The sequence below is a fragment of the Draconibacterium sp. IB214405 genome, assembly GCF_033963885.1.
Classification (GTDB): Bacteria; Bacteroidota; Bacteroidia; order Bacteroidales; family Prolixibacteraceae; genus Draconibacterium.
In genome coordinates this window covers 139,937-155,708 of sequence record NZ_JAXBMA010000001.1, presented here as the reverse complement: position 1 = coordinate 155,708, position 15,772 = coordinate 139,937, and the positions used below count along the sequence as shown (strand labels likewise).

Here is a 15,772-nt window from a genome sequence, read left to right as displayed (position 1 = left end):
AAGCGAAAAATGTTAATTCTTAAAGTCTGAATAATAAACTTATTGGTAACTTTAAGCAATTCAACAAAACCTAAAACTGTGAAAAAACTATTCCTGTTTCTTTGCTTTTTAGCAATTGGCAGTCTTTTATCGAATGCTAAAATCAAACCGACACAACTTACTTGCGAATACCTCAAAAATCCTTCGGTTGTTGATGTGCTGCAGCCTCGGTTGGCCTGGATAAATGTGGCAGAAGAAGGAGAAAGAGGGCAGATTCAAACGGCTTTCCAAATCCGGGTAGCTACCACAAAAGATAAGCTTTTAACTCCCGATTTATGGGACAGTAAAAAGGTTGAAAGTAACGCTTCAACCCGTGTAGAGTACGATGGCAACGAACTTGTATCGCGTCAGGATTGCTGGTGGCAGGTTCGTGTTTGGGATAAAAACGGTGGGGTTTCGGAGTGGAGCGAGCCTGCATTCTGGCACATGGGGTTATTGAATGAAAACGACTGGCAGGCAAAATGGATTGGCGCTCCCTGGCAGGGCGAGGAATGTTTACCAAAACCTAATTCCCCGGCAGCAGCTTTGCCGGAACAGTTGCCACCTCCGGCACCTCTTTTTCGGAAAGAGTTTAACACCACAAAAAAGGTTGAAAAAGCTGTGGCTTATGTAACCGGATTGGGTTATTTCGAAATGTATCTGAACGGAACGAAAGTTGGCGATGATGTGTTGGTTCCCAATCAAACCAACTACGGGAAGCGTCCGGCGCTCACTCAACAATACATTCCGCTTGATGATAATTTCAGGGAATACAAAGTGATGTACCTGGCTTATGATATCACCGAGAAGATGGTTGAGGGAGCGAATACTTTCGGTGCCATTTTGGGGAATGGATTTTATAATCCCGCCAAACATTGGGCATTGGGATATGGTTCGCCTCGTTTGTTAATGCAGGTTCATGTAAGCTACACTGACGGTACCGAGGATGTAATAGTGAGCGATGAGAGCTGGAAGGTTTCAAAAAGTCCGATTGTGATGGATATGGTATATTATGGTGAACATTACGATGCGCGTTTGGAACAAGACGGCTGGTGTACCGCGGGTTTTGACGACTCAGCATGGGAAAATGCCGTTTTAAGAAAAGCACCTGAAGGAAAGTTGATGGCGCACACTGCTCATCCCGACAAGGTTTACGAAACGCTTGAGCCGGTGCGGATAGAGAAAATGTACAATGGCAATTATAAAGTTGATTTTGGAGTTGAAATTTCGGGTTGGGTGCGGCTGAAAAACGTGGAAGGCCTCGAAGGACACAAAGTGGAAATCAATTATATGTCGAATACCTTCTCGGGCGATAATTCGTACATTTTTAAAGGAGACGGAAAGGAAAATTATGCGGCTCGTTTTAACTGGTTTGTTTTCCGCGAAGTGGAAATCGTGAACTGGCCGGGCGTGCTGGAACCCGAAAATATTTGTGCCGAGGCGATAAATACTTACATCGAAGAATCGGCCAATTTCGAAACTTCAAATCCACTTTTTAACGAGGTGAACAAGATTTGGAAACGTAGCCAAACCGATAACATGCATGGCGGAATTGCCAGCGATTGCCCGCACCGCGAACGTTCGCCATACACCGGAGATGGTCAGGTGGCGTGTGTTACTGTAATGCACAATTTTGATGCACAAAACTTTTACTACAAGTGGATTCAGGATATTATCGGTGCACAAAATGTTGAAACCGGCTATGTGCCGAATGGTGCACCTTGGCAACCCGGTTGTGGCGGCGGTGTTGCCTGGGGAGCGGCGGTAAATATTATGCCATGGGAGTTTTATGTGCATAACGGTGCTGTGGATATGCTGGAAGAGGCTTACGAGCCGATGAAAGAATATATGCGTTACATGCAAACCTGGGTGGATGATGAGGGGATAATGTACTCGCAACGTGTTGGCCTAAACGGCGATGTTTTGCGATGGTTTAACCTTGGTGATTGGGTTACACCTGGCGATCTTCCACCTGATGAAATGGTGCATACTTTCTATTTCTGGCGCTGTGCCGATATTACAGCAAAAACTGCGGAGGTATTGGGAAAAGGCAAGGAAGCGAAAAAGTATGCCGAGCTGGCCGAGGCTACAAAAGAAGCATTCCACAAGCGCTTTTTCGATGTGGAAAAAGGAACTTACGGAAACTCGGGAGCCAATATTTTTGCTTTGAAAATGGGTGTTCCTGAAGTTGAATATCAACGTGTGATAAAAGCGTTGAAGGAAAATATTAAGAACAACAAAGGGCATTTGGATACCGGAATCTTTGGTACTCAGTTTTTCTTTGAAGTGCTAACGGAAAATGGAATGCACGATCAGGCATACGAAGCCATGAACAAAAAGGAGGAGCCCGGTTACGGCCGCTGGTTGACACTTGGTGCAACAACCAGCTGGGAACATTGGGATACCGGAGGTTCGCACAATCACCCGATGTTTGGTGGTGGTTTAGTGTGGTTGTATCGTCAGTTGGCAGGTATGCAGGCTGATGAGAAAGTACCGGGATACCGTCACATAATTTTTCATCCGCAACCGGTTGAAGAAATGGAATTTGCCAACTATTACAACAAAACACCGTATGGAAAAGCAGGAATAAAATGGGAGCAAAATGAGGGGAAATTGAATGTAGATATTACTGTTCCTGTTGGATGCACGGCAACAGTGGTTTTGCCCGGAGAGAATTTTAATGCCGACGGAAAAGCGTTAAGTGTCAACGACGAGGTAAAGGTTGTTTCGCAAGCCCAGAATGAAATGGTACTGGAAGTTGGTTCGGGAACTTATAACTTTAGCAATCAGTAAAACTAAATCGCTCTATGAATTGGAAAAAACTCATTATCACCATTTTTAGAACCGCCATTGGCTGGCACTTTTTATACGAAGGAGTTGCAAAACTGCTTGACCGTAACTGGAGTGCTGCCGGATATTTATCAAGTTCAACGGGACCGTTATCCGGATTGTATCAGTGGATGAGCGGTTCTGAAAGTATTATGAATGTGGTCGATCCGCTAAATATGGCTGCTTTAATTCTTGTCGGACTGGGGCTAACGCTTGGTCTGGCCATTCGTGTTTCTGCAGCTTCAGGAGTGGTTTTGCTATTGCTGTACTATTTTGCACATCCGCCATTTGGTGGTTCCTTGCTGGCCAATACCGAAGGTAGTCTGTATATCGTAAACAAAAATGTGATTGAAGCGCTGGCCTTGCTCGTTTTGTTGGTTCTAAAAGAAAAAGGCTGGGGATTGTATGCGCTTCCTATTTTCTCGAAGAGGAAAGAAGCGGCAGAGACTTCGACTTCTGTGGAATCTCGAAGAGAGGCTTTGAAAAACCTGGCAACGATTCCTGCATTGGGAGTGCTGGGATTGGGAGCTTTTAACGAAACACAAAAATTTGGTATCGATACACTTTCGGGAGCAACGATAAAAGTTGGCGGAGCTGATATAAAAGATTTGAAAGGTGAACTTCCTAAAGGAAAGATCGGGCCGCACGAAATCAGTCGTTTGGTGGCCGGAGGAAACCTCATTGGCGGCTGGGCGCACTCGCGCGATCTGCATTATGTGCCGTCGTTGTTTCGAGCTTACAACACTGAAAAGAAGATTTTTGAAACGCTGATGCTGGCCGAGGAAGCCGGAATTAATACGATCAATATCGGGTTTCCGACAAATGCCACCATGCAGAAGTATAAAAAGTTGACCGGAAGTAAAATTAAGGTGATCACGCAGGTGCACCCCGATGCTGAGAACAACGACTGGGTGGTAAATATTAATAAAGCCATCGATTTTGGTGTGGACATTATTCAGATTCAGGGAAACTGGTGCGACTGGCTGGTACGCGACAACAAACTGGATAAAATCGATTTAATGCTGAATCATATCCGTGAGCAGGGCTACACTGCGGGGCTGGCTTCGCATACGGTTGATTCGTTGATTGCGTGTGAGGAGCAGGGGATTATTCCGGATTATTACATGAAAACCATGCATCACGATAATTACTGGTCGGCACACCCGCGCGAAAATCGTTTCCCGTTTGAGGTGGATGGTAAAAAATATGCCGATCATAACCGCTTTCACGACAACTTGTTTTGTTTGTATCCTGATAAAACGGTTGAATTTGTTAATCGTGCCACCGTTCCGGTAATGGGATTTAAAGTGCTGGCTGCCGGTGCCATTCAGCCCGAAGATGGTTTTAACTGGGCCTTTAAAAATGGTGCCGATTTTATTTGTGTGGGTATGTTCGATTTTCAGGTGGTGAACGATGTAAACATCACCATCGATACGCTGAACAACCTGCAAGGGCGCACACGAAAATGGTATGGATAAACCTTAATAAGCGATATAAAATAAAAAGAGTGATTGTTTTCATTAACAATCACTCTTTTTTTATAATTCAAATTCAGATTTAATTTCTGAATCCGCTTTGCGGAACTTTATTAAAACGTCGGTTCATTTGGTGTTCGCCATCCACATAAATCTCCATTACATAACGTCCTTCTTCCAAATGGCGCAGATCCACACCGGTTTGTGCATCTTTAATGTTGGTGAACTCATGTGTTTCGATGTACTCGCCATCTTTTGTAATGCGCACTTTTAGCGTCGATGGTTTATTAGTCGTGGTATAAATCGTAGCGTAATCTTTCACCATACGTGGATAGATATTTACCGACAGATGCGAAATTGTAGTATCCACCTTAAAATCGTCGTCGGTTCTGAAAGCAAAAAACTGTCCGTTTCCGCAGTCGCTTTCAAACAGATGAATAAGGTTGCCTTCGGTGTCTTTTAAACGTAAACGTCCGTAGCCCGCATTGGCCATAAACCAAAACTCCAATCCTTCACCGGCGGTATCAACCAAATTTAGAAAATAGGCACCTTCTTCCAACTCAAGAGTGTCAATGTAGGTTGTTGCCGAGTCAAGCATTTCAGGTGTTTTTGAATAAACAGTGTCGTAGCTGCTGCTAACAACATGCACCCAGTTGTCTTTGGGTTTGTAGTTGGTCATAAATTCCACCACAAATTTCGACGGGATTGTCGGAATACTTTCAAATTCAACATCCATATTGTTGTCGCCGTCCCATTCGTCTTCTTTTCCATTGGGTTCTTCCAAAATCACAGAAAAAGTATTTATTCCGTCCTTCATTTCAATTTCTCCCGGAAGCGAAATAATAGCGGCTTCATAAAAACCAAGGTTGCCTTTCCATTGAAATGTTTTCTCTTCAAAACCTTTCGTTGAATAAACGATTTTCAGCTTTTTTAAATCGCTGCTTCCCAAGTTTCTGATTTTGATTAGCGGATTAAAACCGCGAGGATTAAACCGGTTGTAATTATCTTTTAGATTAGGTGCAATAACTTCTTCAATGGCCACATCGTATTTAGCATTTGGCGCTTTATACTGAAACAAATACGAAGTGATTTGCTCGCGCGGCTGATCTTTGTTGACAGCTGTAAACGGCTCCATGTCGAGGTCGAGTTCATGACTATCTTTTGTTAGCGGAATATCAACCACATCGGGTACCTGCAAATCGCCGGGGCACCAGTAGGCACGGTCGAAAATCCACGTTCCGCCCTGCGGATAAAGCGGATTGTTACCACAGTCTTTCCACATGTCGCGGTGATCAACAACTTCGCCGTCAAACTTTAACTCGCGCCAACGGCTGCAAAATTCGCTGCACCCGCTTGGTTCGTCCATTCCGTGTCCGGTATGCTGAATTCTGAAACGTGCAAAATCAGCATTTTCTGCCGTGGTAACCGTTTTTGGAGCAAGCTGTTCTTCGATAGGATCTTCCGGATCGCCGTAACGATAATTGCCGTCCCACATTTTTTCAACAGAAATAAAATCGGCCACTTGCGGGCCAAAAGTAATGTCGAAATCAAGGGTTAAATCCCAACCCAAATCAGGCGATTCGTACCCCGAGTGAATGTATTCAATTTCCACACTGTCGCGCAAGAATGTCTGAAAATCGGTAACATCGATGCTCCATGTGTAGCTCCAGCCTTCTTTAAAATTACTTCCGTAAGGCGTAAGCATACGACCAATTTCGTAGTTGATCATTTCGCCGTTTACTCCACCTTTTCGCAGAATTTTCACGCGATCCATATAATCCCAGTGGGCAATGGCCCGGTCTTGCGGATAGGCAAGTGTAAGGTTTAATACAATTCGTCTGATCACCTTATCACTTGAAGGGAAAACGCCCCACTTTACAAAGCTTTTAACACCCTGCGACGGATCAGTGTTGATCAGTAATTTGTCGTGTGTAACCACGTTTGTTGATTGAGCCAGCAGATGCTGAGCAGCAATTAGCAGTGCAAAAAATACAAGTAATTTCTTCATGGATTGTTCGCTGAACTAGTTAGTTAAAATAAGTTGAATATCTTGTGTAAGAGTGCTTTCAGTAGAAAGCTCAAACTCTTGATTAATCTGTTTTTCAGGATTCGAGACCACAAAGCGGTAGTTTGATTCCTTCTTCAGCTTTAACTGAAGAAACTGGTTCATGTCGTCGGTTTTACGTGGTGAATAACCAAAGTTGATCGTTTTATCGCCTTCAAAAACATCAACCCGGCAACTTAAACGAGACTCACTTACGGAAGTGTCTTCATTGGCAAAAACAACGATGTTGGCCATCAATTCATCTTCGTTCAGTTTACTGTTTTTAATTGATTCCTGATAAATATCGATGTAGCGCTCGGTTACATTATGTCCCCAGATGTATGGTTCAAGTTTTTCCTCATCTTTCATCCGTTCAACTCGTGAACGCATTTGCTCGGGAAGTTTATTGGGGTCAACCGCCTGCATGATGTATGGCGCGTCAACTGCAGCATAGTACGGCATTCCGGTTGGTTTGTACGAAGCAGCGTAAATCCAGTGCAGCATGTTATCGGGATCGGCTTTTCCGGCGTCGGCCACAAACCACGATTGATTTAAAGTATCGGGATAATATTCAATAAACTGCCACTCGCCATCAATCCAAACTTCGCTCCAGGTGTGATTGCCTTTGTAGTTGGTCCACATTGCAGTACCGGCAAGGCGCGAAGGAATTCCAACGGCGCGGTATGCATCGGTCAATAAAATCGACAAACCTGTGCATGTGGCCATGTGTTCTTTCATCGCCTGTAACGGACTGATGTCAACCCGCGAACGTTTGGTGTTGTATTCTACATCCACCTCGTCTTTAATATTGTGGGCAATCGACATAATGGCTTCAACCATGTTGTCCGAGTTTTCGGCGTACGAGGCAAAACGTTCGTAAAAATCTTTCCGCCATTCGTCGCGGTTTTCTGAAACGTTTGCATATGGAAGCACTTCATTTAAGAAGATTGAATCCGGCAGGGCGGCGCACCAGCTGTATTTCGCACGCGCCTGGTAGGCATAATCAACATTCTCAAGCAGAAAGTCGGCTGATAGTGTGGTGAGGTCACGTTTAGGCATATAACTGATCAGAAATGCCATGCCTTCTTTTTGTTCTTTTGTCGACTCAGCCAATGCTCTTTCAAGTTCCGGAGCATTGTCTCCGGCTTTAACCAGCGCAGAGTTTAGAAGGGTATGATACTGGTGTGGAATGTCCGGGTAATTTGTTTTACATGCCCAGGCAAAAAGCAGTAAAAATACGAAAAGGTAAGATTTGTTCATTTTACAGTTATTAAAAAAATTTAATAATGTGGCAAATCTAATAAAAAAATTTATTTATCGATTACGAATGAGACTGTCTACTCATACTTTTCAGCTAAAAAAGAACAACCTAAAATCAGGGATTTTTCTGGATTTTATTTCTCAGCCAGTTGAATAATGTCCTTTGGTTTAATAATTACTGAATTGTAGCCAAACAAAACCGCTTTGATCATCGCTTTTCCAACCTGCGTGGTGTTTACCACAGCGTTTGGCGCCAGCGCTTTAACCAGACGTACCAGCCACATAAAATAATCGTAGATAAACTGGTAAGCTTTGGTTCTTGATTTTATGCCGCGCAATGGAATGATCAACCCCGGCCGAAACATAAAAGCCTGTTTAAAACCAAGCTTGATCAGGTCGTTTTCGGTTTTTCCTTTTACACGCGCCCACATCACTTTACCTTTCTCTGACGAATCTGTTCCTTCGCCCGAAACGTAAGTGATTGTCATTTCGGGATTTAAAGGAAATAGCTCGCGGGCAAGCGAAAGCGTAAAATCATAGGTTATCTTTTTAAAATCGTCTTCCTTCATTCCAACCGAACTGATTCCCATGCACAAAAAACAAGCGTCGTAACCTGCGAGTTGCCCTTTAACTGTTGAGAAATCGGAAAAATCGTTGTGAATGAGTTCTTCCAGTTTCGGGTGGGTAATATCAACCGGATTTCTTCCGATCACTAAAACCTTTTCAACCGATTCGTGATCGAGACATTCCAGTAAAACACCTTTTCCCACCATTCCGGTGGCGCCTGTAACTATAACCTTCATATTACAATGGTTTCAGTTTTAGAATCACAATTTCGCTTTTTGTGCCAACCCGCATTGGTGGCCCATAAGTGCCTGATCCCTGCGAAGTGTAGATACGTGTTCCTTTGTAATCGCCCAATCCTTTGTTGTATTTGTAAACCATGCTCACCACAAAATTGAAAGGAAATAACTGGCCGTTGTGTGTGTGTCCGGCCAGGTAAAGATCAACTCCATGCTGGTTAGCAAATTCAATACCATCAGGACTGTGATGCAATAAAACCGTGGGTTTTCCGGGGAAAAGGTTCAGCTCATCCAAAACGGAACGGATGCTTGGTCGGTTCCTTCTTTCATGATTTTCCTGAGTACTGTTATCGGCCCGCATATGATCAAGACCAATAATTTGGATCTGGTTAAAATGAGTCACCTCATTTTCAAGAACCGTTACACCAATTTCGCGCAGGTTTTCTTTCACTTCTTTGGCACCAGAATAGCCATCGTGGTTTCCTTCCACAAAATAAATGGGGGCATTCATGTGTTTCAGTGGCTCCAGACTTTCGCTGTTTAAGCGGATTTTGCCATCAAAAAGATCACCGGTAATAAATACCACATCCGGGTTTTGAGCATTGGTTTTGTCCACTATTTTCTGGAGCGTTTTTGGTCCCCAGAAATGTCCGATGTGAATATCAGAAAGGTGGGCCGCCGTAATTTCGCTGGTCAGCCCTTTCATCGGAATTTCAACTTCGCTAATTCTTCGAAACTGTGCATTTATTATTCCGGCACCGGTAACAAAAACTGCCAGCGAAAGTGCCGATATTCCCAGCAAACGGGGAACTGACTTGGCAAAAAGACTTACCAGATCGACCACCGCAACCGAAAGCAAAAGGTAGAGCAAAAAGCCCATCACGATTGAGGCGGCAATATAAATCATGTTGGCAAAAGTTGCCTGCGCGTTCGTGGTTGTAGCAATGCCTGCAATCATAAAAACAGTCAGTGCGCCAAAAGTTATATACAGGTAGCGGGCTTTCCGAATATCGAAATAAAACGAGAATCGTCTGGCGAGATAAATATTAGCACCCACCAAAAATGCCAGAAATACAATCAAAAATAACCAAGGTATTAATTGTCTCATGGCCTATTTGGTTTGCTGCATACTTTTTACGGTTTTCAACATCAGCTTTTTGGGCATAAATGGAATTCCCGAGATCATAATTTTTTGAGCAGTTGTTAATCCTGAAACAACATCAATTTTACCTTTTAACATGGCATTGTAACCGGCTTCGGCAACTTTGCGCGCGCTTGCGGTCTTTTTAAACATTGATGTTTTATCCATTCCCGATGAGGCGCCAAATTCGGTTTCGGTGGCTCCGGGCATCAGGTTGGTAACGGTAATATTGGTTTCGGCAAGCTCTGCCGAAAGTGCGTTGCTGAAAGAAGTTACGTACGCTTTTGTTGCAAAATAAACGGCTTGTAAGGGGCCTGGCATTAAACTGGCAGTTGACGAGGTGTTTAGTATTTTTCCGGAATTGCGTTCAACAAAATCGGGCAAAAATAAACGAGTCATGGCGGTTAGCGATGTTACATTCAGGTTGATCATTGCCATGTGTTGTTCGTAATCCAGTTCATGAAATACGCCAACGCCTCCAAAACCGGCGTTGTTAATCAGCATATCAATTTCGATACCTGCCTTTTTAACTTCAGCGTATATTTCTTTTGGCGATTCAGGCAATCCCAGATCCTTCGCAATTACAAACACCTTTATACCGTGTTTCTTTTCCAATTCCGCTTTTAGCGATTCCAGTTTGTCTTTACTTCGTGCAACAATTACAAGGTCGCCGCCTTTGTCAGCATGAATGTGTGCCAGCTCCCGGCCAATTCCGGTAGATGCTCCGGTTATTAATGCAATATTCTTCATTCTTTTTTAAATCTGTTTTTGTTTAATGAACGTTTAAAGTTTGTTTCTGTTTAACAACGCTAAAGGTCTAAAAAAACCTTGTCATATTAAGAAATATCTTAATAAATGTTAAATCAATTTGCTGATAATGAATGAACAAAAGCCGTCGATTTTTCTTAACTTATTATGTTCTTAAAAAAACTAAATCAACAGAAATGAAAACAACGTTCGTATTTTTTACAGGTTTACTTCTTTTTATTTCGATAACCATAAACGCACAGGATGGTGCAAAGTTGTATGGACAGAATTGTGCTTCGTGCCACGGAGCAAATTTGGGCGGAGGAAATGCTGCAAGCCTGGTTGACGGAATTTGGCAGTTTGGTGCCGAAGACGGTTACGTTTTCCGGAATATAAAATTTGGAATTGCTCATTTGGGAATGCCTTCGTATTCAGCAACCCTAGATGATGGAGAGATTAACGCAATTATGTCGTACATCCGGGAATCGGAAAAGAAAGTGGGTGCCGAAAAACCACCCATTGCGAAAGAAATTGAAACGCTGGATTATAATCTTGATGTTGAAATATTTGCCGAAGGATTGGAGGTTCCGTGGGCAATCGATTTTATTGATGAGAATACCGCTTTAATTACCGAACGTCCGGGCAGGTTGCGAATTGTAAAGAATGGGAAACTGCTGGACGAGCCGGTAAAAAACACGCCCGAAGTTTTAAACGAAGGGCAGGGTGGATTGTTGGATGTTGCTGTTGATCCGGATTTTAATGAGAATGGCTGGATTTATCTGGCCTACAGTCATGTGTTAAAAAGTGGCTACGAAGGAAACCGGCCACCTGCAATGACACGCATCGTGCGCGGAAAAATTGAAAATAATAGCTGGACCAACGAAGAAGTGTTGTTTGAAGCTGCACACGATTCGTACCGAACCACACGTCACCATTATGGTTGCCGCATTGTTTTCGATCCTTGGGGACATTTGTATTTTGCCATTGGCGACCGCGGGGCAGGCTACCAGGCGCAGGATTTTACGCTACCAAACGGGAAAGTACATCGTATTAATAAAGACGGAAGTATTCCTGAAGATAATCCGTTTGTTGATGAAGAAGGAGCAGTTAAATCGCTGTTTTCGCTGGGTAACAGAAATATTCAGGGAATGGCTATTCATCCAACAACCGGAGAACTGTGGGTAACCGAGCATGGTCCGATGGGTGGCGACGAACTGAACCTGATCGAGTGGGGTAAAAACTACGGCTGGGAAACCATAACTTACGGAAAGAATTACAACGGAACAGTAATAACAGAAGTAACACATAAACCCGGAATGGAGCAGCCAAACTTATACTGGCGGCCATCGATTGCAGTCTGCGGCCTCGATTTTTACCACGGAGATCTTTTCAGCAAGTGGAAAAATAAACTGCTGGTTGGTGCTTTAAAATACGAAGAGGTTCGTCTGCTTCAAATTGAAGGAGATAAGGTTGTTCACCAGGAAGTAATCGTAAAAAATCAGGGTCGGGTACGTGATGTGTCCACCGGGCCGGAGGGAGCAATTTATATAGTGTTGAATAATCCTGGAACGGTAATAAAATTAACCCCAAAGGAATAAAAGGCTAACAAGAAGTTTAATTTACAATATCGTCGAGTTTTGCCTGGTCGTTCATCAGGTCGGCAATTGTTGTCGATTTCAGGTAAGTAATAATCTGGTTATTCAGTTCGCCCCAAAAGCCATGCGATGCACAAATGCCTTCGCGTTTGCACGTAAAGTTGTGCGACACACAGTCGACTACACAAATTCCGGGTTCGAAAGCGTTGTGAATGTCGTAAACGGTAATTTCATCGGGTTCGCGGGTAAGAACATAACCACTTCGTCTTCCACCGGCTTTGGTAACCAGATTGGCAACTTTTAGCGAATTTATAATGTGATCGAGGTATTTGTACGAGATATTCTGATGGGCAGAAATATCTTTCTGGTAGATCCCGGTTTCAGAATCACTTAGCGCTATTTCAAGAATAGCTCGAACACCATATCTCGTTTTTGTGCTAAATTTCAAGGTCTTTGGCTTTTATCTTACGAACTCATGTTTAAATGCAAAAGTAATAAAAACTTCATCATTCACTTTTATCGCGCCCAGTACTTTTTGGGGAGGTTTAATATTAAAGTCGGTTAAATTGACTTTTAACGACCCTTTTATAATGATTTCAGAAGTTTCACATGACGATACTTCGCACGGAACAAGATATTCGTGTGTGTTTCCGGCCAGTGTGATGGTGGCATTTACAGCCTGATTATCAGCGGTGGCAGAATTTCCCTGATTGGTTTCTGGTTCAATTTCGATTTGTATAACAGGATATTCAGAGGCATTTAATAAATCCAGAAAATCTTTTCGCATCAATTGGTTGCTGCCGGTAAATTCATCTACCGGAACAATAACTTTTTGTTTCCAGATCAGTCTGTTCTTTTTATTTTCATCGCTCACCAGTTGCGGAGCTTCATGAATAAATTCGAAACGATTAACGTTCGACGATCCCTGAATGAGAACAAAATTTGAGCAATTCTCAGGTATCCTGGTCTTTGAGAATTTCGAAGCTGAAGTTCCCAGGCATAAGAAACACGAGAAAAGCAATAAAAAGTAATATTTCAGCGTCGTTTTTTTCATGAGCAGAAATAAGGTTTGCCCGTTTTACCGGGCAAACCATTTTGTGTTCTAACTGTCCAATTTAAAATGAAATGGCTGCTTCCAGCACTACTCCATTAAATTTGCCCCCATCAATTTCTCCGTGAGCAGGTCCATCATATTTTTGATTCACGTAGTCAAGTTTTACAACTACGTTGTTGGTCATAAACCATCCGCCACCAATGTTTGTGCGGTTAACTTCCGAGTCGATACCATCTGAAACATGGTTGTAACGTGTTCCAACGTAAAAGCTTCCGATACGGTATAAAGCCTGAACAGCTGCCTGAGTGAAGTCCTGGTCAGCACCGCCTTTTACACCACTCATAGTTTCGTAAATTCCGAATACTTCAAGTCCTTTGTACTGGAAAAATACGTTAGCCATGTAGGTGTTCAATTTTGATTGTCCGGCACCCGGGCTCCATCTTCCTGAACGGAAATTGTCGCTGGTTGCTTCAGCAGTTTGCATTACACTGTAGTAACGGGCACCTGCACGGTCGCCATCCCACAAGTAAGCACCACTGTGTCCTTCGGGAGCGTGGAATCCTGAAAGTGAAGCACGTACGCGCAAGTCGTCGTTGATGTTTTTGTCGTACGCCAATTTCCAGTTAAACGTAAGATCCTCGCCAATGTCGTTGCCACGTCCGTAATTTACACGACCGTTACCAACTCCGGCTACAGCAATAAAACCTTTGTCGCGGAACATAAATTCAAGACCAGGGTTGGTTGTAAAAGCATCCATTATCCAGTTACCAACAAACGGGTTGCTCAAAACATCACCATTGTTACTGCGGAAATAGTGTGCATCGCCGTAATCCGGCATCATTACACCTGCTTTAATGGTCAGGTACTGCATCAATTTTTCACTACCTTTCAAAAACGGCATGTAATCAATAGTAAGGTAACCACCCTGAACCCATGCCTCGTTGTGGTGACGCGAAGACATGTAGTTGTTAATGTACATCTCAATACCAGGAGCCAGTGTGGCAGTAATGTTTAAGTTTGCTGTTGGTAAATTGAAGTTATTTTTCAGGTCAATCAATTCAACATCTGCTTCATGATCGAGTGCCTGTAACTGAATAGCAAAATCGCCTCCAACTTTAACTTTCACATTTTCGAAAGTTGTAGGATCAAGTTTGGCTTTTTCAAATTGTCCGTAAGCCACTGATCCAATCAAGAAGACTGTTAATAATAATGCTAACTTTTTCATTCTAATAAAAATTTAAATGTTTATATATCAATAAAAAATGTGATCTTATTTGCCGAGTTGGCTGGTTTGCTTGTTTTGGAAAACAATGTCGAAGTGAATAACTACTTCGTCACCGGTTTTTAAGGTTCCCATCATTGCAGTAGGCGGATCAATTCCAAAATCGCTCATTTTTAAAGGAATTTTACCGGCAACCTTAAATTGATCGGCTTCTGTTTCGTTCACCGAAAACTCTAGCTCAACCTCTTTTTCTTTACCTGCGATCTGAAGTTTTCCTTTTGTTTTGTTTACTGAACTTGCACTTGCAGAAACTTTTCCGCCGGCAGTAAAACTGATTTTCGGATGGTCATCAGAATCGAGTGCTTTGTGAGCTTTACCATCCATAATTTTATTATGGCTTGTAATGCTCTCAGTGGTACACGAAAAGTCGATAGATTCGATCGAAATTTGCTGATTTTCGTCTGCCGAAGCCGACACCAAACAGTTGTAATCTTCAACCGCCATTTCCCAGTCGTGAATCGAAGATGTTCCTGTGATCATCAGTTTACTATTACTTGAATTTTGTTCGTAGCTCACTTGAGCTACAGATAAGTTACTTGCCAAAAGGATGGCAAATAGGCTTATAATCAATTTGTTGTACAATTTTACTTTTTTCATAACTACTAAAACTATATGTCCTATCGAATAAGTAGGGCAAATATAAATAAAGAAAAATGTCACGATTCATGATCTATGTCAGATTTGTTAATTTTTGTGAAAAAATCAGCTTCTTTTTAATGTTTAGTTTACACTTCGAAAAATGCCTGAATGTTCGTTCTGAAGTAACCAAAATAATACCCCGTTCGTTAATAAATTGAGGCTGTGGTAAATAGATAAAACGATGAGATTTTTGCTCTTAATTTTTGCAATGATAACTGTGGTGGAATGTAGTTCACAAAAAGATGCATTTTTTTACGATCGGGAGAAAATGGTGGAGTTGCAGCTTAAAAACAGAGGAATAAATAATGAATCGGTTTTGGCTGCTTTTCGGCAAGTTCCGCGTCACGAATTTGTTTTGCCCGACTACCTGAAATATGCTTATACCGACAATCCACTGCCAATAAATGAAGGGCAAACCATTTCGCAACCTTACATTGTGGCATTTATGACCCAGGTACTGGACCTTAGAAAAAGTGACCGTGTTTTAGAAATTGGAACCGGCTCGGGTTATCAGGCCGCTATATTATCACAGTTATGCGATTCGGTTTTTACCATCGAGCTGTTTGAATCGTTAAATACGTCGGCTACAGCGATTTTTAGGAAGCTGAATTACAATAATATATACACTAAGGTTGGTGACGGATATTTGGGCTGGCCCGAAAAAGCACCTTTCGATGCGATAATTGTAACTTGTTCGCCATCGCATGTGCCCGAAGTTTTAACCACGCAACTTGCTGAAGGTGGCAAAATGGTTATTCCGGTGGGAGGGGGAGGTATTCAGGAACTGGTGCTGTTGCAAAAGAAAAACGGAAAGATTCGCAAAAAAGATATCCTGCCAGTTCGCTTTGTTCCGATGTTAAACGATAGCGGAAAGAAATATTGAGC

The 15,772-nt window shown here is 42.6% G+C and carries 13 protein-coding genes; 4 read left to right on the top strand and 9 right to left on the bottom strand.

What is annotated here, in order from left to right; genetic code table 11:
* Nucleotides 1-78: 78 nt before the first annotated feature.
* Together SLH46_RS00460 and SLH46_RS00455 are read left to right on the top strand one after the other, a co-directional pair.
* Entirely contained in the window at nucleotides 79-2,811 is a 2,733-nt protein-coding gene (locus tag SLH46_RS00460) for a family 78 glycoside hydrolase catalytic domain (protein WP_320279163.1), read from the top strand.
* Between the two features lie 14 nt (nucleotides 2,812-2,825).
* Complete coding sequence (locus SLH46_RS00455; protein ID WP_320279162.1) at nucleotides 2,826-4,325, top strand: DoxX family membrane protein; 1,500 nt, start codon at nucleotides 2,826-2,828, stop codon at nucleotides 4,323-4,325.
* Nucleotides 4,326-4,404: 79 nt separating this feature from the next.
* Here SLH46_RS00455 and SLH46_RS00450 read toward each other — a convergent pair whose 3' ends face one another.
* The 5 genes from SLH46_RS00450 to SLH46_RS00430 all read right to left on the bottom strand — a co-directional run bounded on the left by SLH46_RS00450 (nucleotide 4,405) and on the right by SLH46_RS00430 (nucleotide 10,320).
* Entirely contained in the window at nucleotides 4,405-6,330 is a 1,926-nt protein-coding gene (locus tag SLH46_RS00450) for a peptide-N-glycosidase F-related protein (protein WP_320279161.1), read from the bottom strand.
* Between the two features lie 15 nt (nucleotides 6,331-6,345).
* Nucleotides 6,346-7,626 carry a transglutaminase-like domain-containing protein gene (locus SLH46_RS00445; protein ID WP_320279160.1) on the bottom strand — a complete coding sequence of 427 codons (1,281 nt, stop codon included), beginning with the start codon at nucleotides 7,624-7,626 and terminating at the stop codon, nucleotides 6,346-6,348.
* A 134-nt stretch (nucleotides 7,627-7,760) separates the two neighbouring features.
* Complete coding sequence (locus tag SLH46_RS00440; protein ID WP_320279159.1) at nucleotides 7,761-8,429, bottom strand: NAD-dependent epimerase/dehydratase family protein; 669 nt, start codon at nucleotides 8,427-8,429, stop codon at nucleotides 7,761-7,763.
* Between the two features lies 1 nt (nucleotide 8,430).
* On the bottom strand, nucleotides 8,431-9,537 hold the full coding sequence (locus SLH46_RS00435) for a metallophosphoesterase (RefSeq protein WP_320279158.1): 1,107 nt from the start codon (nucleotides 9,535-9,537) through the stop codon (nucleotides 8,431-8,433).
* 3 nt (nucleotides 9,538-9,540) lie between these two features.
* Nucleotides 9,541-10,320, bottom strand: coding sequence for an SDR family NAD(P)-dependent oxidoreductase (locus SLH46_RS00430; RefSeq protein WP_320279157.1), 780 nt, complete (start codon nucleotides 10,318-10,320; stop codon nucleotides 9,541-9,543).
* 194 nt (nucleotides 10,321-10,514) lie between these two features.
* Here SLH46_RS00430 and SLH46_RS00425 point away from each other — a divergent pair, with 194 nt between their 5' ends.
* Nucleotides 10,515-11,915: a PQQ-dependent sugar dehydrogenase gene (locus SLH46_RS00425; RefSeq protein ID WP_320279156.1), complete on the top strand. Its 1,401-nt coding sequence runs from the start codon at nucleotides 10,515-10,517 to the stop codon at nucleotides 11,913-11,915.
* Nucleotides 11,916-11,931: 16 nt separating this feature from the next.
* On the opposite strand, the gene SLH46_RS00420 is transcribed toward SLH46_RS00425, so the two are convergent.
* The 4 genes from SLH46_RS00420 to SLH46_RS00405 all read right to left on the bottom strand — a co-directional run bounded on the left by SLH46_RS00420 (nucleotide 11,932) and on the right by SLH46_RS00405 (nucleotide 14,845).
* Nucleotides 11,932-12,360: an RrF2 family transcriptional regulator gene (locus SLH46_RS00420; protein WP_320279155.1), complete on the bottom strand. Its 429-nt coding sequence runs from the start codon at nucleotides 12,358-12,360 to the stop codon at nucleotides 11,932-11,934.
* Nucleotides 12,361-12,372: 12 nt separating this feature from the next.
* Nucleotides 12,373-12,966 (bottom strand): YceI family protein, encoded by a 594-nt coding sequence (locus SLH46_RS00415; RefSeq protein ID WP_320279154.1) that lies wholly within the window; start codon nucleotides 12,964-12,966, stop codon nucleotides 12,373-12,375.
* 61 nt (nucleotides 12,967-13,027) lie between these two features.
* Nucleotides 13,028-14,191, bottom strand: a complete 1,164-nt coding sequence (locus SLH46_RS00410) for a hypothetical protein (protein ID WP_320279153.1) — start codon at nucleotides 14,189-14,191, stop codon at nucleotides 13,028-13,030.
* Between the two features lie 45 nt (nucleotides 14,192-14,236).
* Entirely contained in the window at nucleotides 14,237-14,845 is a 609-nt protein-coding gene (locus tag SLH46_RS00405; RefSeq protein ID WP_320279152.1) for a YceI family protein, read from the bottom strand.
* A 232-nt stretch (nucleotides 14,846-15,077) separates the two neighbouring features.
* Between SLH46_RS00405 and SLH46_RS00400 the strand changes: the two genes are divergently transcribed.
* On the top strand, nucleotides 15,078-15,770 hold the full coding sequence (locus tag SLH46_RS00400) for a protein-L-isoaspartate(D-aspartate) O-methyltransferase (RefSeq protein WP_320279151.1): 693 nt from the start codon (nucleotides 15,078-15,080) through the stop codon (nucleotides 15,768-15,770).
* Nucleotides 15,771-15,772: the final 2 nt, after the last annotated feature.

Coding starts and splice junctions, on each gene's coding strand:
- SLH46_RS00440 (WP_320279159.1), bottom strand. CDS start 8,429: ATGAAGGTTATAGTTACAGGCGCCACCGGAATGGTGGGAAAAGGTGTT.
- SLH46_RS00445 (WP_320279160.1), bottom strand. CDS start 7,626: ATGAACAAATCTTACCTTTTCGTATTTTTACTGCTTTTTGCCTGGGCA.
- SLH46_RS00405 (WP_320279152.1), bottom strand. CDS start 14,845: ATGAAAAAAGTAAAATTGTACAACAAATTGATTATAAGCCTATTTGCC.
- SLH46_RS00455 (WP_320279162.1), top strand. CDS start 2,826: ATGAATTGGAAAAAACTCATTATCACCATTTTTAGAACCGCCATTGGC.
- SLH46_RS00430 (WP_320279157.1), bottom strand. CDS start 10,320: ATGAAGAATATTGCATTAATAACCGGAGCATCTACCGGAATTGGCCGG.
- SLH46_RS00425 (WP_320279156.1), top strand. CDS start 10,515: ATGAAAACAACGTTCGTATTTTTTACAGGTTTACTTCTTTTTATTTCG.
- SLH46_RS00435 (WP_320279158.1), bottom strand. CDS start 9,537: ATGAGACAATTAATACCTTGGTTATTTTTGATTGTATTTCTGGCATTT.
- SLH46_RS00415 (WP_320279154.1), bottom strand. CDS start 12,966: ATGAAAAAAACGACGCTGAAATATTACTTTTTATTGCTTTTCTCGTGT.
- SLH46_RS00410 (WP_320279153.1), bottom strand. CDS start 14,191: ATGAAAAAGTTAGCATTATTATTAACAGTCTTCTTGATTGGATCAGTG.
- SLH46_RS00450 (WP_320279161.1), bottom strand. CDS start 6,330: ATGAAGAAATTACTTGTATTTTTTGCACTGCTAATTGCTGCTCAGCAT.